At 67.1% G+C, this 15,368-nt stretch carries 11 protein-coding genes; 8 read left to right on the forward strand and 3 right to left on the reverse strand.

What is annotated here, in order from left to right; translation table 11 throughout:
• Nucleotides 1-22: 22 nt before the first annotated feature.
• Complete coding sequence (locus tag DB31_RS36800) at nt 23-400, reverse strand: STAS/SEC14 domain-containing protein (RefSeq protein WP_044196942.1); 378 nt, start codon at nt 398-400, stop codon at nt 23-25.
• A 268-nt stretch (nt 401-668) separates the two neighbouring features.
• On the opposite strand from DB31_RS36800, the gene DB31_RS36805 reads away from it, so the two are divergent.
• Nucleotides 669-1,013: a hypothetical protein gene (locus tag DB31_RS36805; RefSeq protein WP_044196944.1), complete on the forward strand. Its 345-nt coding sequence runs from the start codon at nt 669-671 to the stop codon at nt 1,011-1,013.
• Between the two features lie 100 nt (nt 1,014-1,113).
• Here the strand turns inward: DB31_RS36805 and DB31_RS36810 are convergent, their stop codons facing one another.
• Entirely contained in the window at nt 1,114-3,084 is a 1,971-nt protein-coding gene (locus DB31_RS36810) for a S9 family peptidase (protein ID WP_044196946.1), read from the reverse strand.
• Nucleotides 3,085-3,292: 208 nt separating this feature from the next.
• Here DB31_RS36810 and DB31_RS36815 point away from each other — a divergent pair, with 208 nt between their 5' ends.
• From DB31_RS36815 to DB31_RS36825, 3 genes are all read left to right on the forward strand, one after another.
• The gene (locus DB31_RS36815) at nt 3,293-3,778 is read left to right on the forward strand and encodes a GspE/PulE/PilB domain-containing protein (protein WP_240487079.1); all 486 of its coding nucleotides are present in this window, start codon (nt 3,293-3,295) and stop codon (nt 3,776-3,778) included.
• A 220-nt stretch (nt 3,779-3,998) separates the two neighbouring features.
• Nucleotides 3,999-4,850 carry an alpha/beta fold hydrolase gene (locus DB31_RS36820; protein WP_044196950.1) on the forward strand — a complete coding sequence of 284 codons (852 nt, stop codon included), beginning with the start codon at nt 3,999-4,001 and terminating at the stop codon, nt 4,848-4,850.
• 231 nt (nt 4,851-5,081) lie between these two features.
• On the forward strand, nt 5,082-5,999 hold the full coding sequence (locus DB31_RS36825; RefSeq protein WP_240487081.1) for a class I SAM-dependent methyltransferase: 918 nt from the start codon (nt 5,082-5,084) through the stop codon (nt 5,997-5,999).
• Here the strand turns inward: DB31_RS36825 and DB31_RS36830 are convergent.
• Complete coding sequence (locus DB31_RS36830) at nt 5,971-10,977, reverse strand: protein kinase domain-containing protein (RefSeq protein WP_044196952.1); 5,007 nt, start codon at nt 10,975-10,977, stop codon at nt 5,971-5,973. The genes DB31_RS36825 and DB31_RS36830 overlap by 29 nt on opposite strands.
• 355 nt (nt 10,978-11,332) lie before the next feature.
• Here DB31_RS36830 and DB31_RS36835 point away from each other — a divergent pair, with 355 nt between their 5' ends.
• The 4 genes from DB31_RS36835 to DB31_RS36850 are packed head-to-tail and all read left to right on the forward strand — an operon-like array spanning nt 11,333 to nt 15,307.
• Nucleotides 11,333-12,307, forward strand: a complete 975-nt coding sequence (locus DB31_RS36835; RefSeq protein ID WP_044196954.1) for a fumarylacetoacetate hydrolase family protein — start codon at nt 11,333-11,335, stop codon at nt 12,305-12,307.
• Nucleotides 12,304-12,951, forward strand: coding sequence for a maleylacetoacetate isomerase (gene maiA / locus DB31_RS36840; protein ID WP_044196956.1), 648 nt, complete (start codon nt 12,304-12,306; stop codon nt 12,949-12,951). The genes DB31_RS36835 and maiA overlap by 4 nt, the downstream gene beginning before the upstream one ends.
• 28 nt (nt 12,952-12,979) lie before the next feature.
• Entirely contained in the window at nt 12,980-14,143 is a 1,164-nt protein-coding gene (locus tag DB31_RS36845; RefSeq protein ID WP_044196958.1) for a 4-hydroxyphenylpyruvate dioxygenase family protein, read from the forward strand.
• A gap of 3 nt (nt 14,144-14,146) precedes the next feature.
• Nucleotides 14,147-15,307, forward strand: a complete 1,161-nt coding sequence (locus DB31_RS36850) for a homogentisate 1,2-dioxygenase (RefSeq protein ID WP_044196960.1) — start codon at nt 14,147-14,149, stop codon at nt 15,305-15,307.
• The last annotated feature ends 61 nt before the right edge of the window (nt 15,308-15,368 follow it).

Here is a 15,368-nt window from a genome sequence, read left to right on the forward strand (position 1 = left end):
GAAGAGCAGCCAGACTGCAGCTTCACTCGTCGTCGGGGTTCTTCAGCCAGTGCAGGGCGTCGGCGCGGGACTCGAAGGTGCGCGCGGGGATGTTGAGCATGGCCTGCTTGGTCATCCGCCACGCCTGGAGCCCGGAGGCCGCCGTGGAGACGATGCGCGCCGAGCGCTTCATGCCCTTGAGCTGCGCGAACGCGTTGAGCTTGGCCATGATGACCACCATGTTGGAGGGCATGACGCGCAACTGGGATTGATCCACCAGCGCGCTCCAGTCGCCGTTGAGCGCTTCAATGGTGGCCCTCACGCGCGTGAGGTAGTCGTCCACGTCCTCCTGCGTGGGCTGCGGCGGGTAGACGACCTCGAGGATGCGATCCGGTTCGTGGACAGTGATCTGGAAGGGCATGAGGAGGTTGCTCCCATACCACACAGCGCCGACGGCCGCCGGGGTAGCGGATCATCCTAATCCTCTTCAGGGTAGGAGGAAGACCCCCTCCTGGCGCGTTGGCGGAGACGGTGGAAGGCCGCGAAAGGACAGGGGGACAGGCTTGGGCCGGGAGCGGGGGCCGGCTCCGAAAAGTGTCAGACCTGACTGGTAGTTACGTCCTGCCGCTGGACCGGAGCCGCTGCGCCATTGGGGTGTGGCGGCGGGCTCAGCCGGCAAAGGGGGTCTCATGCGAACGAAGCTGTACGTCCTCGGCGCGGTGCTGGGTGTGGCGCCGGGCCTGCTGCCGGTGGTGTCCCCACTGTGGGGAGCGCCGTCGCAGGAGTCGAGGCAGGACCCGCGGGGCTCTTCGCGCAAGGGGCGCGGGGCAGGCCGGGCTGGCTCGGCTCCTCAGGGCAGCTCGGGTACTCCTGGAGTCGCGGCGCCTCCGGGCGCTGCTCCCGCGGGGGCGGGTGAGCCGTCTCACCCGTGTGAGCTGATCACGATCATGAAGGTCCCGTGCGACGAGTCCACGGGTGCCTGCGAGTACACCTACTGGCAGTGCCCGCAGTCGGTGAAGCCGCTCAAGGCGTAAACCTGCGGGGCTCGGACTGAACGGGCTCCCGCGTTGAAAACACGTGCGGCGGGGCTGGCTCCCAGAGCTGGCCCCGCCGCATGCTTTTCGGAGACAGGCGTCAGTTCATCGGCGCGGTGCCGGACTTCTTCAGGTGCTGATCCAGGAAGTTCAGCATGCGCGAGTAGGCCTCCACCTCGTTCTTCTTCTTGGTGAAGCCGTGGCCCTCGTCGGGGAAGACCACGTACTCGACGGGCACCTTGTTCTTCTTCACTGCCTGGACGATGTCATCCGACTCGGGCTGGATGACGCGCGGATCATTGGCGCCCTGGATGACGAGCAGGGGCTTCTTGATCTTGTCGGCGTGGAAGAGCGGGGAGATGTCCTTGAGCATCTGCTCGTGCTTCGCCGGGTCGCCGATCTCCTGGTAGAGCGCCTCGCGGAAGGACTCCCACCAGGGCGGCACGCTCTTGAGGGTGCGCAGCCAGTTGGAGACGCCGAAGATGTCCACGCCCACGTTGAAGGCGTCTGGGTGGAAGGCGAGCGCCGCCAGCGTCATGTAGCCGCCGTAGCTGCCTCCCGCGATTCCAATGCGGCTGCTGTCCACGTAGGGCAGGCTGGACAGGTACTTCTTGGCCTCGAGGCAGTCGCGCAGCGGCTCGCGGCCGTGCTTCTGATCGTCCGCGGTGAAGAACGTCTTGCCGTAGCCGGAGCTGCCGCGGTTGTTGATGCCCAGCACCACGTAGCCGTGGTTCACCAGGTACTGAATCACCGCCGAGTAGCCCTTGCGCGTCTGCCCGCCGGGGCCGCCGTGCACCCAGATGAGGGCGGGCGCCTTGCTCTCCGCCGTGGCCTGGTGCGGCTTGTAGAGGATGTTGGGGATCTCCATCCCGTCGAAGGACTTGAAGCGCACCACCTGCGCGTCCACCAGGTCCTCCGCGGAGATCTCCGTCGTCAGCGCGTTCGTGAGCCGCGAGGGCTTGGCGGTGGCGAACTCGTGCACGTAGAGGTTGCTCGGGGCGCGATCTCCGTTGTGGTAGAAGGCCATGCGCTTCTCGCTGCGGGCGATGACCACCGAGGTGATGTCACCCTCGGGCATCTGCGGCAGCGCCACCTGCTTGCCCGCCTTCACGTCCCAGAGCCGGATGGCGGTGCGCCCGTCCTCGTTGACGGCGGTGACGCGGTAGGCGCCGTTCTTGGAGAAGTACGTGTACATGATGTCCCAGTCGGCGCGCTCCACGTCCTCCACCTTCTTCGTGGCGAGCACATAGCGCGCCACGCGCTTGAACTCGGAGCCCCCGTCCGTGAGGAAGTAGAGGGCCGTGGAGCCTGGGTCGAACTCGGCGGCCGAGTTGCTGACGATGCCCTTGTGGGCGGTGATGTTCGTGTGCGTCTTCTGCGCCACGTTGTAGAGGAACACGTCGCTGTCGGAGGTGGTGCGCGGCTTGCCCAGGGCGATCCACTTCTCGTCCCGAGAGATGTCGGCGATCTGGTAGTTGCCGTCGTTCTGGTAGAGCAGGGTGCGCGTGTACTTCTTCGCGTCGTACTTGTAGAGGTCGAAGAAGCGCGCGTCCCGCTCATTGGTGAGGACGTAGAAGGCCGAGTAGTCGTCCGACTTCCAGCCCTGGAACGTGGCCTTGAGCTTGTCGCCCGGCGTCAGGTCCTTCTCCGTGCCGTCCAGCTCGCGCACATAGAGGTGGTTGTTCTCGTTGCCGCCCTGATCGCGGGTGAAGAGGATGCGCTCGTCGTTGGGGAAGTAGGAGACCGCGAAGGTGGTGTCCGTCTTGGACTGGGTGAGCTGCGTGGGCTTGCCGCCGCCCACCGGCACGCTGAAGGCGTTGAAGATGCCCGTCTCGTTGGAGGAGTAGAGGAGCTTCTTCTCGTCCGGGGAGAACGAGGCGCCCGCCAGCTTCGTGGTCGCCATGAACTGCTCAATGGAGTACTGCTTCGAGGGTTTGGCGGGTGCTTTCGCGGGCTCGGGGGCCTTCGCGGGCGCGGGCTTCTGCTCGGCGCGCGGGGGAGGGATATCGGCCAGAGCCAGCGTGGGGAGCAGCGCCACTGCGGCAATCACGCGTGAGACACGCAACGACATTCAGCCTCCTGGGTATGTGTGCGGCGGACAGTAATTCCGGGAGGGGCGGGTCGGAAAATCCTTCTTCATTTTGAGGAAGAGAGAGCGCAACCCTGTGAATTACCTGGGGTGTGTCGTGGCACGCCGGAAGCAGTAGCCCTCGCCCCAAGAGACAGACAGTCGTGTGGTTGGGGGTGGCGGCGTGTCCAGGATGCGACTCGGAGAATGGTTGGTTCACCACAGAGCGCTGAGACCCGAGCAGGTGCCGCAGGTGCTGGCCTACCAGCAGCAGATGCGGTGCAAGTTCGGCGAGGCGGTACTGAAGCTGTACCTCGTGCCGCGCGACGTGTTTCTGCGCTTACTGGCGGGCCACCTGAACGTGCCCTTCGTTCGGACGGAAGCGCTGGACAAGGTGCCCGTGGCGACGGTGCGGATGGTGCCGACGGAGGTGCTTGCACGCCTGCGCGTCTGCCCGCTGAAGCTGCAGCCGGGCAGCACGCGGGGAACGCTCTACGTGGCCACCTCCCATCCGGAGAACCTGGTCCAGCTGGATGAAGTGTCCTTCGCCACGGGCTGCATCATCCAGCCAGTGCTGGCGCTGGCGGACGACATCGAGCGCGTGCTGCTGCGCTACCGCATCCTCGACGGCCGTCACCAGCCCATCGAGCTGCCACCCGAGGAGGACTTCCGGGTGGAGCACGACCGCTACGGGTGAGCTCCGGCTGTGCAGTGGGACAGTCCCCACACCGTGCTCTACCTCGAGGCCGTTCACCGCTAGCGGCTCGCTTGGTGGGCCACGGAGCCAGCGGGCGGGTAGGGCACAGGTCCGGGGAAGTTCACCTCGAAAGAGGCATGTGCCGAGGTATGTCCTGGCAGGGAAACATCGCGCACCTGTTGATGGTTCCGGATCCAGTCCTCTCCTAATCCTTAATATCATGCCCTTTCTGTCCATCCGTGGTGCACAGCTCTATTACGAGGATACTGGAGGGCCCGGTGAGCCAATCGTCTTTAGCCACGGGCTGCTCTGGAACTCTCATCTCTATGCCCGGCAGATCGAGTTCCTGAAGTCTCACTACCGCTGCATCGCCTACGATCATCGAGGACAGGGGCGGAGCACTGCTCCGCCCGGTCAGCCCATCGACCTGCGCACGGTGTATGAAGACGCCGTAGCCTTCATCCAAGCCTTGGGGCTGTCTCCCTGCCACTTCGTGGGCCTCTCCATGGGAGGCTTCGTGGGGCTGCGGGTCGCGGCGCGTCACCCGGAACTGCTGCGGTCGCTCATGCTGCTGGACACGTCTGCGGGCTCAGAGACGCTCCTCAGCCTGTCTCTCTACCGGGTGCTGACGGCGACGGCGCACTGGCTGGGCTTGCGGCCAGTGGTGGACCACATCATGTCCATCTACTTCGGGCGGACCTTCTTGAAGGATCCAGCGCGTAAGGCCGAGCGCGAGGAACTGCGGTCCCAACTCCTCCAGAATCCACGGGACGTGTGGAGGGCCATGCAGGGCGTCATCACCCGCCGAGGCGTCACCGAAGAGCTGGCGCGCATTGTTACCCCGACGCTCATCCTCGTGGGCGATGAGGATGTGGTGACGTCGCCGGAGCGGGCGGAGCTGCTGCACAGGCACATCCGCGGCTCACAGCTGGTACGGCTGCCTCGGGTGGGCCACATGTCCAACTTGGAGCAGCCGGAGCTGGTCAACCGCGCCATTCAGCGCTTCTTGTTCAGGGAGGCCACGCCTGTGGGTGAGGACTCCTACGCACTGGCGACTGTCTCGTCCGCATAGTGGCCTGGCCTGGGCGCACCGCCTGGATGTGGGATGTGGTGCGCACAGCGGTTGCCCAGTGAGCTTTCATCCTGGCTCTGCTGTTTGGGGAATGGCCTGAGGGGGGCTTTCGCGTTCTGCTTGTTGATGCAGAACCCATTTCCTCAAGTACTGAAGACGTCTGACCTGCTTCGTGGACTGGGGCGCAACGCACTGCTTGAGCCAGTGACGGACTGGGCCAATCAGAGCGAGATGCTCGGTCAAGCAACCTCCTGGCTGGACGGTATCTACCGGGAGCTGGCCCACGGAGGAGATGTCCAGGAAGGGATGCTCACGCTGCATCATGGGCTCTTCCACCTGCGCCAGCACTGGAGCCGTAAGGATTGGCGCCGCTTCTGTCTGGAGGTTGCGCGCATCCATCCTTTGCGCGAGCTGCTCCATCAGTGCCCCTTCACGCGCCATGGATATGAACGCCCGCGAGGCTATGCAGGCGATGCGGCGCTGATCGACTACCTTTACGCGGAGCGCTTGCCCGAGGACTCCAACTTCCAGTCCGGCGCGCACATCTACCGCTTCATGTACCAGCAGCCCAGTCCTCGCAGTGTCCGAGAGCGGCGCGTGTTGCTGGCGCGGGAAATCGACACGGTGGCCGCTCAGGTGCACCGGCCGCGGATCCTCTCCGTGGCCTGCGGGCACCTGCGAGAGGCAGAGCTGTCCCACGCCGTGAAGGAGCACCACGTGGGGGACTTCATTGCCTTCGATCAAGATCCCATGAGCCTGGCGGAGGTGGCGCGCCAGCACCCGGAGACGGCCATCCGGCCGGTCTGCGGTTCCGTGCGCGCGCTGCTCACCGGCCGCACCGTGTTCGGGCACCTGGATCTGGCCTACTCCGCTGGCCTGTATGACTACCTCTCCGACAACACCGCCCGGCGCCTGACGCAGTTGCTCTTCAACATGCTGAACGCGGGAGGCCGGCTGCTGGTGGCCAACTTCGCCACCTGCCCCGAGGCCGGCTATCTGGAGGCGTTCATGGACTGGTGGCTCATCTACCGCGATGAGGACCAGATGCAGGCGCTCACCCTGGACATCGATCCGATGCAGCTCGCCGCCGTACGCATGTTCCGCGACAGCGAGCAGAACGTCATCTACCTGGAGCTGACGCGGCGCTGAGTGGCGGGTCTCCCACGGAAGAGGACTCTGGGCCGCTCAGGGGCAGCGTGACTGTGAAGAGGGCGCCCTGGCCGGGGGCGCTCGCGACATGGACCGATCCCCCCAACGCCTGGACGATCTCTCGCACCAGCCAGAGCCCGATGCCAAACCCACCGTAATGCCGCACGGAGACAGCACGCTCGAAGCGCTCGAAGATGCGCTGGGCATCCTCCGGAGCGATGCCGATGCCCTCGTCCTGGACCTTGAGCCGAGCTTGGGTGGCGTCCCGCTCGATCCACACCTGGATGCGCTTGCCCGCGCCGTACTTCATCGCGTTGGTGAGGAGGTTGCCCACTACCTGCTCCAGCCTCAAGCTGTCCCACCGGCCGGTGACACTCCCGCTGGTGTGCAGCTCGATGGGGCATTCGGCTCGAGCAAGCGCCTCGCGTGAGCGCTCGATGACGCCGCGCACCAGCGCGACCAAGTCCACCTCCTCGAGCTTCCCCAGAAGCTGGCCCTGAGCCACCCGCGAGATGTCCAGCAGCTCGTTGACGAGCTTGCCCAGCCGCTGCGTCTGCAGGTTGGCAGACTCCAGCTTGGTGGCCACGCGCTCTGGAGGCATGAGCTGCGTCGTCTGCCGCACCTGGGACATGAGCCCTTGGAGGTGCAGTTGGAGCGAAGTCAAAGGCGTCTTCAGCTCATGCGCTGCGATGGAGAGGAAGTCGTCCCGGCGGCGCACGGCCTCCTGCTCCTCGCGATAAAGCCTCCCTCGCTCCTCGGACAAGGCCATCATGCGCTCGAACCCCTCCGCGTTCTCCAGCGCGACGCTCGCCAGCGTGGTGATGAATCCGGTCAGCTTCTCCTCATCCTCGCTGAACAGCTCGCCCACCTGGCGGTGGCTGGCGCAGACACACGCCACGGTCTTGCCGCGCACTTGCAAGGGAGCGCACAGCAGAGAGCGGACACCGATCATCTCCATGCTGTCGCTCACGCCTCCCGGCATTCCCTGGCCGAGGATGGCGGGGCGCCCTGTCTCCAACGCCTGATTGATGGCGGTGCGGCTGACGCCCTCGGCAGCGCGGACCTCTTCGGGGAGCACCTCCGCCGGATCCAACACCACGCAGTGCTCTGCGCGAAGCAGCTCCAGCATGGATTGCCGCACTGCCTCGAACACCGCCTCGCGTGTGAGGGCGGAGGCAATGCGCCTGCCTGCCTCCAGCACCCGGGGGAAGCGATCCGCCAGGGAGAGCGTCTCCAGACGATCCGCAGGAGCATTGGGCGTAAAGGACTCTTCGCCTAGCCCTTGCTCCATCTCCTGGAGTTCTCGGGCCGCTGTCTTCAGATCTTCCGCGGCCTCGGGCCAGCCCAACTCCCGGCCCACATGTCCACGCGCCAGCAGCGTCTGCGCGCGCTCATGGCGCATCTTCAATTCCTCGGCCACTTGCAGGCTCTGGTCCAGCCAGCGGCGGGCCTTGCGCTCACGGCCTGCCATGGCGGACAGCAAGCCTCGCTCGCGCAGCGCATGGGGCAGGTTGTTGCGGTAGATGCGGGCGACCTTGTATGCCCGCTCCGCGATGTTCTCGGCCTGCGCCAGCAGGCGCGAGCGTCGGTCGGGCGCGAACGAGGAGACCCCCTCCAGGCGCCTGCGCAGCGCGGTGGTGAGCCAGGCGGGCACGGGCGCCACGTATTCGGAGCGCAGGTGGGTGTTATGCACAAGCTGATCCGCCTGTTCCAGGGTGGTGACAGCGCCCTCGGCGTCCCCCTCGTGGAGCTGCCGGATGGCCTCGGACATGAGGACCCCCGCGCGGGACTGAGGATCCGCGCCAGGGTTGGCCAGCTCCGCCTCCAGCAGGGTGCGAGAGATGCGGCCCCCTGCGGCCTTGCCCCAGACCTCCAACGCGAGCCGCACGGCGTAGCGGTCCCCAATTGCCAGCGCGGCTTGGTACAACTGCTGGGCGGACTTGAGCGCCTCTCTCAGCCTCCCCAACCGGTAGAGGGCCATGGCCAGTTGGAAGTGGGCGTTATTCACTTCCCAACGATCACCTGTCCGGGCCAGCAGACGGATGGCTTCGCGAATCCGATCGATGCATTCCTCGAAGTGGCCCGAGCAGTACAGGGCCAGCCCGTAGAAATGAAGGGACTGGCCTTGTCCCCAGACGTCCCCCATCTCCCGGCGCATCTCCAGGGAGCGCGTGACGTAGGCGATGGCCCGGTCAAACCATGGCAGGACAGTGGCAACGGGAGAATGGACGGAATAGGCCTGAGCCAGCTCCGGCGTGGCGGGGTAGCGCTCGGCGATATTCAATTCACGCAGGTGGGCCCAGAGCACGGCCATGCGCCCGTACTGGTACCAGTACCCATAAGCCAGGCGGCTATAGAGGTGGACAGCGAGTAGATCCTCTTCGCTGTTTTCCAAGGGCCTCCGCCCGAGCCATGTCCCCGGTAAAAGCGTGTGGCCGGCTTGGACCACCATCTCCCAGACGGCGCCCAGGCCTCGCAGGGTATTGCTCTTCGGAACCCAGCGCCCGAGCAGCTTCAGGCCCTTTTCGAGCGCTGCATTGCCCTCATCACCGCGGCCACTTTTGAAGGCCAGCTCGCCCAGCTTGGACCAGATGCGCGCCTGCTCCACACGCTCATGGGCCAGGCTCTGGGCCAGCTCGAGCTGCTGCTGGGCCTCTTCGTACCGGCCGCGCAGCATGAGCACGTCCCCGAGCCCCGCGGCGATGCGGTAGCGGGTGCCCGAGTCCGCGCCCTCGGCGCCGCGCTGGGCAATGCGGTAGTTGAGCTCGGAGGTGGCCAGGGCGAACTGCTTGCGCGCCCGCTCCGCTGCCACCAGCGCGTATGGCAGGGCCTGGGTGTACTCGCCTGCGGCGTCGAAGTGGTAGGCCAGCTCGAACGGGTCCGCCTGCGGGCTGCTGGCAATGGTGGCCGCCGTGAGCCGGTGCAGCTCCTTGCGCTCCTCGGGCCGCAGCAGGCCCAGCAGGGCCTCGCGCAGCTTGTCGTGGACGAAGGTGTACCTGTCTCTGCTGTCCTCCCAGAGCATGTGCCGCCGGCGGGGCTCGGCCAGTGCCGTGGCCACCTGCTGCCGGTGCGTGCCCGACAGCGCCGACACGCGCTCCAAGTCGAAGGACTTGCCCAGCACCGCGCCCACCGAGAGCAGGCGCAGCGAGTCCACAGGCAGCCGCTTCAGCCGACGCACCAGGAAGGAGGCCGCCTGCCGCGAGGAGCGCACGTGGGCCATGGCGTCGGGGTCCACCTGCCACCCGTCCGGGCCGGGCACCAGCGCCCCATCCTCCACCAGTCCGTGCAGCACCGCCGAGGCCATGAAGGGATTGCCCTCGGAGAGGCGGGCCACCAGCTCGATGGCCTCGGGGGGCAGGGCGCCCGCCATGGACTCCGCCATGCGGGCCACGTCGGCCGCGCCGAAGGTGGCCAGCCGCAGGTGGGCGGTGGGCTTCAGCCGCCGCAGCATGTGCCCCGGGCCTGCCTCCTCGCTGCGGAAGGACACCACGAGCATGACGTGCCCGCCGCTCTGCGAGGCCGTCTGCTGCCACGCCTCGATGGCGCGCAGCGTGAGCTCATCCGCCCACTGGCAGTCGTCCAGCAGCACCACCGCGGGCTCGGCCTCCGTGCCCAGCGCGGACAGCAGCGAGGTGAGGGCGCGGATGCCGCGGCTCTCGCCGAAGGACTCAGGGCCCAGGTGCTGCTGCGGGGCGGGGCGCAGCACTGGCTCCATTTGGGGCAGCACGGTGGCCAGCGCCGTCTCCTGGCCGCCCAGCCGCTGGCGCAGCACCTCCACCAGCGCGGGCCGCTCCCGCGCCGCCGCGGCAATGCCGGCCGCCACGCCCTGGAAGAGCTGGAACGGGCGCTGCGCGGCCTGATCCTGGGCCTGACCCTGGAGCACCCAGGCGCGGTGGTGCACGGCGCGGGCGGACAGCTCCTCCAGCAGCCGGCTCTTGCCACCGCCGGACTCAGCCTCCACCACCACCAGCCGCCCCGGCTCGGAGCGGGTGCGCTCCAGCTCACGCTCCAGCACGGCCAGCTCCTCGTAGCGGCCTACGAAGGAGGGCTCGGTGAGGCTGCGGCGCTGATCATGCGCACCGGTGACGAGCTCCGGCTCCGCCTCGCCGTGCGAGAGCGCCTCGTCCAGGGCGCGAAGGTCCGCCAGCGCGGACTCGGCGGACTGGTACCGGTCCGTGGGGTCCGTCTGCAGCAGCCGGCCCACCAGCTCCTCCAGCGCGCGTGGAATCTCCACGCCGCCGCTGCGCAGCTTGGGGCGCGCGGCCAAGTGCTGGCGCAGCACCTCGCCTACGGAGCCTCCATCGAAGGCGGGGCGGCCCGAGAGCGCCTCGAAGAGGACGATGCCCACGGAGTACAGGTCCGAGGTCGTCTCCACCGGCCGGTTGAGCAGGCCGGCCTGCTCGGGCGAGAGGTAGCGCGCGGTGCCCACGGGCAAGTCCCGCAGCGACGGATCCAGGCGCTCGCTGCGCGACAGGCCGAAGTCCACCAGCGTGGCGCGCTCCAGCGGCTGGCCCTCGACGATGATGTTGGCGGGCTTCACGTCGCGGTGGAGCACACCGTGACGATGGGCCTCGGCCAGGGCGGCCAGCACGCACTGGGCCAGCGTGAGCACCTCCTGCAGGCTCAGGCTGCCGCGCCGGAGCCGCTCCTCCAGCGTCTCGCCAGGGATGTAGGGCGTCACCAAGTACAGCAGGTCTCCGGCCACGCCCAGGTGGATCATCGGCACCAGGAAGCTGCTGTGAAGCTCGGAGAGCACCGCCGCCTCATGCTCCAGCCGCTGGCGCGAGGTGGGGCCCATGGAACTGGTGGACGTCACCTTGATGACGACGCGACCCCCGGTCCGCAGGTCGCTCCCCAACCAGGTCGAGATGCCCCGGCCGGCCTTCAGGCGCTGAAGTACTTCGAAGCGGTTGCCCAGCCGCCGTCCGGGTGTGGGTTCTCCAGGAACGGCGCCGGCCTGTGGAAAGCCCTCTGCCATGAAATGCCCTCGCCCTCCCTGCGCACTGCGGCGGCAATGCGATCGGCTGCGCGTCGTCCCTGGACAACCTTGGTTTCGAACGGGCTGATTTCCATCCCACCCCCTTACAAAGGGTCCCCCCACGGCCCGGGGGGCAGCCGGGCAGGCGCTCATGACGCACTGCGCACTGCCTGGAAAAGGACAGGTAACGCGATCAGCGAGAGCCTGCCACCCTGGGCTGGGCTTCTGGCAGCGACAACACGAACGCACGGTGCCAGGGGGCGCTGTGGCTTGACACCCTAAAGCCCGCAGCCGAAAAGCCCGCCCCAAGGAGGCGGCCTGGCAGTTCCTTCCTCGGCCGCCGAGGAGCCCGGCATTGAAGCTTGCCACGCTGAAGGATGGGACTCGCGACGGACGGCTGATCGTCGTCAAACGGGACAGCTCGGCGTATGCACTGGCCACCTCCGTGGCCCTCACCCTGCAGAACGCCTTGGATGATTGGCAGCGCGCGGAGCCGCAGCTGCGCGCGGTGGCCGAGCAGCTCGAGGCCGGCACCGTGCAGAGCCGCCCGTTGGACGTGAACCAGCTGCTGGCCCCGCTGCCCCGCGCCTACGAGTGGGTGGATGGCAGCGCCTTCCTCAACCACGTCATTTTGGTGCGCAAGGCGCGTAACGCCGAGCCTCCGCCCACGCTGAAGACGGATCCGCTGGTGTACCAGGGCGGCTCGGGCGAGTTCCTGGCGCCCACGGCGGACATCCCCCTGGCCGACGAGGCCTGGGGCCTGGACTTCGAGAGCGAGGTCTGTGCCATCCTCGGCGACACGCCGCAGGGCACGAAGGCGGCCGAGGCGGGCCAGCACATCCGGCTGGTGATGCTCTGCAACGACGTGTCGCTGCGCAACCTCATTCCGGACGAGCTGGCCAAGGGCTTCGGCTTCTTCCAGAGCAAGCCCGCCACGGCGTTCAGCCCCTTCGCGGTGACGCCGGACGAGCTGGGCGCGGCATGGAAGGAAGGGCGCCTGCACCTGCGCGTGCGCTCCACGCTCAACGGCCAGCTGGTGGGCGACACGGATGCGGGGGAGATGCACTTCTCCTTCCCCGAGCTCATCCAGCACATCTCCAAGACCCGCGGCTTCACGGCGGGCACCATCCTGGGCAGCGGCACGGTGTCCAACGAGGACCGCTCGCGCGGCATCTCGTGCCTGGCCGAGCGCCGGATGATCGAGACCATCGACGAGGGCAAGCCGAAGACGCCCTTCATGAAGCCCGGAGACACCATTCAGATTGAAGCGCTGGACGCCTCGGGCCACAGCCTCTTCGGCCGCATCTCGCAGAAGGTGGTGAAGCGATGAAGCTCTACAGCTACTGGCGCTCCTCGTGCTCGTGGCGGGTGCGCATCGCGCTGAACCTCAAGGGGCTCTCCTACAGCTATGAGGCGGTGCATCTGGTGAAGGACGGCGGCCAGCAGAACTCGGACGCCTACCGGGCACTCAACCCCATGCGCACGGTGCCCACGCTCGAGCTCGAGGAGGGGGGCCAGGTGCGGCGGCTCTCGCAGTCGGTCGCCATCCTGGAGTACCTGGAGGAGCGTTACCCCACGCCTGCCCTGCTGCCCGCAGACCCGCTGCTGCGCGCTCGGATCCGGATGTTGGCGGAGATGGTGAACTCGGGCATCCAGCCGCTGCAGAACCTGTCCGTGCTGCAGTTCGTCAAGGGCGAGCTCCAGCGTGACGACAAGGCCTTCGCCGCCCATTGGAACGTCCGGGGCCTGACAGCGCTGGAGGCGGCGGTGAAGGAGACCGCAGGTACCTATTGTTTGGGAGAGACCGTATCTCTCGCGGACATCTTCCTGGTCCCGCAGCTCTACGGGGCCCGGCGTTTTGCAGTGGACCTCTCGCCGTATCCGACGCTGACGCGCATCGAGGCTGCGTGCGAGAAACTTCCCGCCTTCCAGGCGGCACATCCAGACCGGCAGCCCGACGCTGCGCCGGCCTGACCGTTAAGAGAGGTTGAAGGAGTCAACCATGGGCAAGATCGAGTCGCTGGGCATCAAGACCATCGAGAGTGTGCACTGGTACGTGCATGACCTGGAGCGCAGCCGGCGCTTCTACACGCAGGGGCTGGACTTCGCGGAGCTGGGCGTGTCCTCGCCGGAGCTGGAGAAGGAAGGTAAGCAGAAGTCGGCCGTGTTCCAGGCGGGCGACATCGTCCTCATCGTCAGCCAGCCAGTGGGCGAGGGGGGGCGGGCATGGCGCTTCCTGCGCAAGCACCCGGACGGGGTGGGCACCGTCAACTTCGAGGTGCACGACATCGAGAAGACGTTTCGGCTGCTGGAGCAGCGCGGCGGCACCTTCATCACGGACATCCAGCGCTTCTCGGATGACCGGGGCGGCCGGCTGGCCGTGTTCAGCATCACCACGCCGTTCGGCGACACCACGTTCCGCTTCATCCAGCGGGATGGGTACCGCGCGTTGTACCCGGGCTTCCAGGCGCACGAGACGCCCAAGGGCGGCAAGAACCGCTACGGCTTTGGCCGGGTGGACCACATCACGTCCAACTTCCAGACGATGAAGCCCATGCTCCTGTGGATGGAGCAGGTGATGGGCTTCGAGGAGTTCTGGGGCATCCAGTTCCACACCGAGGACGTGACGGCGCGGCAGAAGCGGGACCACGGCTCGGGCCTGCGCTCCACGGTGATGTGGGATCCGGTGAGCGGCGCGAAGTTCGCGAACAACGAGCCGCTGCGCCCGTTCTTCAAGGCCTCGCAGATCAACCTCTTCAACGAGGACCACCGCGGGGATGGCGTGCAGCACCTGGCGCTGACGGTGAAGGACATCCTCACCTCGGTGAAGGACATGCGGCAGAACGCGGGCATCCAGTTCATGCCGACGCCGGGCACGTACTACGACGCTCTGCCGGACCGCATCCAGAAGCTGGGCATCAAGAAGATCGACGAGGACGTGAAGGTGCTGCGCGACTTGGAGTTGCTGGTGGACGGCGACAAGGAGCACAGCTACCTGCTGCAGATCTTCATGAAGGACGCGGCGAGCCTCTACAAGGATCCGGAGGCGGGCCCGTTCTTCTACGAGATCATCCAGCGCAAGGGGGACCAGGGCTTCGGTGGCGGCAACTTCCGGGCGCTCTTCGAGAGCATCGAGCGGCAGCAGAAGGCCGAGGGACGGATCTAAGCCATGTTCGAGCGCCGCGTCGTCGGGAAGGTGCCCCGCAAGCACCACCTCCAGCTGAGGGATGACAAGGGCACCCTGATGTATGAGGAGTGCATCACCCGGGACGGCTTCGAGGGGCCTTACACGATTGCCTACCACCAGCAGGCTCCGCACACGCAGAGCCTGTCGCAGCCGGGGCATGGGTGGAAGGCGCCGGAGGCCGTGACGGGGAGGCCACTGGCGAAGCGGCACTACCGGACGCAGGCGCTGCAGCGGGTGGGCGGAGCTCCGCTGGATGCGAGGGTTCCGCTGCTGTTCAACGCGGACGTGACGCTGGCGGTGGTGCACCCCACGGCGGAAGACCCGGTGTACTTCTCGAACGCGGATGGGGACGACCTGTTCTACATCCAAGAGGGCAGCGGGGTGCTGCGCTCGCCGCTGGGGGACTTGCGCTTCGAGGCGGAGGACTACGTCTTCGTGCCTCGGGGGCTGGTGCACCGGCTGATTCCAGACAAGGGCGTGGCGCAGTACTGGCTGTCCATCGAGTGCAAGGGCGGGCTGCACCTGCCTCGGCAGTGGCGCAACGACGTGGGGCAGCTGCGGATGGACGCGCCGTACTGCCACCGGGACTTCCGGTTGGTGGAGTTCAGCGGGCCGAAGGACGAGGGCATTCGCGAGCTGGTGGTGAAGCGCGGGGATGTGTTCCACGGGTTCCGCAACCAGCACTCGCCGCTGGATGTGGTGGGGTGGGACGGGACGGTTTACCCGTGGGCGTTCCCCATCCTGAACTTCCAGCCTCGGGCGGGGTTGGTGCACCTGCCGCCGACGTGGCACGGGACGTTCGCGACGCGGGGGGCGTTGATCTGCTCGTTCGTGCCGCGGGTGGTGGACTTCCACCCCGAGGCGATTCCGTGCCCGTATCCGCACAGCTCGGTGGACTGTGACGAGTTCCTCTTCTACTGCCGGGGGGACTTCATCAGCCGCAAGGGCGTGGGGCCGGGCAGCGTAAGCCACCACCCGATGGGCGTGACGCACGGGCCGCATCCGGGCGCGTACGAGAACAGCATCGGCCACAAGACGACGGACGAGCTGGCGGTGATGCTGGACACGACGCTGCCGCTGCACCCCACGGCTGCGGCGCTGTCCATCGAGGATCCGAACTACCAGAACAGCTTCATCCCGTAGCGAACCGTGGCAGGTCCTGGACCGCCGCTCTGGCTTGTATTCCTGTTTTTCTTGAAATATG

The sequence above is a fragment of the Hyalangium minutum genome, from assembly GCF_000737315.1.
Lineage (GTDB): Bacteria > Myxococcota > Myxococcia > Myxococcales > Myxococcaceae > Hyalangium > Hyalangium minutum.

Bases quoted from the DNA above. Each gene is read 5' to 3' on its own strand.
- DB31_RS36810 (WP_044196946.1), bottom strand. From the start codon at position 3,084: ATGTCGTTGCGTGTCTCACGCGTGATTGCCGCAGTGGCGCTGCTCCCC.
- DB31_RS36850 (WP_044196960.1), top strand. From the start codon at position 14,147: ATGTTCGAGCGCCGCGTCGTCGGGAAGGTGCCCCGCAAGCACCACCTC.
- DB31_RS36845 (WP_044196958.1), top strand. From the start codon at position 12,980: ATGGGCAAGATCGAGTCGCTGGGCATCAAGACCATCGAGAGTGTGCAC.
- maiA (WP_044196956.1), top strand. From the start codon at position 12,304: ATGAAGCTCTACAGCTACTGGCGCTCCTCGTGCTCGTGGCGGGTGCGC.
- DB31_RS36825 (WP_240487081.1), top strand. From the start codon at position 5,082: ATGCTCGGTCAAGCAACCTCCTGGCTGGACGGTATCTACCGGGAGCTG.
- DB31_RS36820 (WP_044196950.1), top strand. From the start codon at position 3,999: ATGCCCTTTCTGTCCATCCGTGGTGCACAGCTCTATTACGAGGATACT.
- DB31_RS36805 (WP_044196944.1), top strand. From the start codon at position 669: ATGCGAACGAAGCTGTACGTCCTCGGCGCGGTGCTGGGTGTGGCGCCG.
- DB31_RS36830 (WP_044196952.1), bottom strand. From the start codon at position 10,977: ATGGCAGAGGGCTTTCCACAGGCCGGCGCCGTTCCTGGAGAACCCACA.
- DB31_RS36800 (WP_044196942.1), bottom strand. From the start codon at position 400: ATGCCCTTCCAGATCACTGTCCACGAACCGGATCGCATCCTCGAGGTC.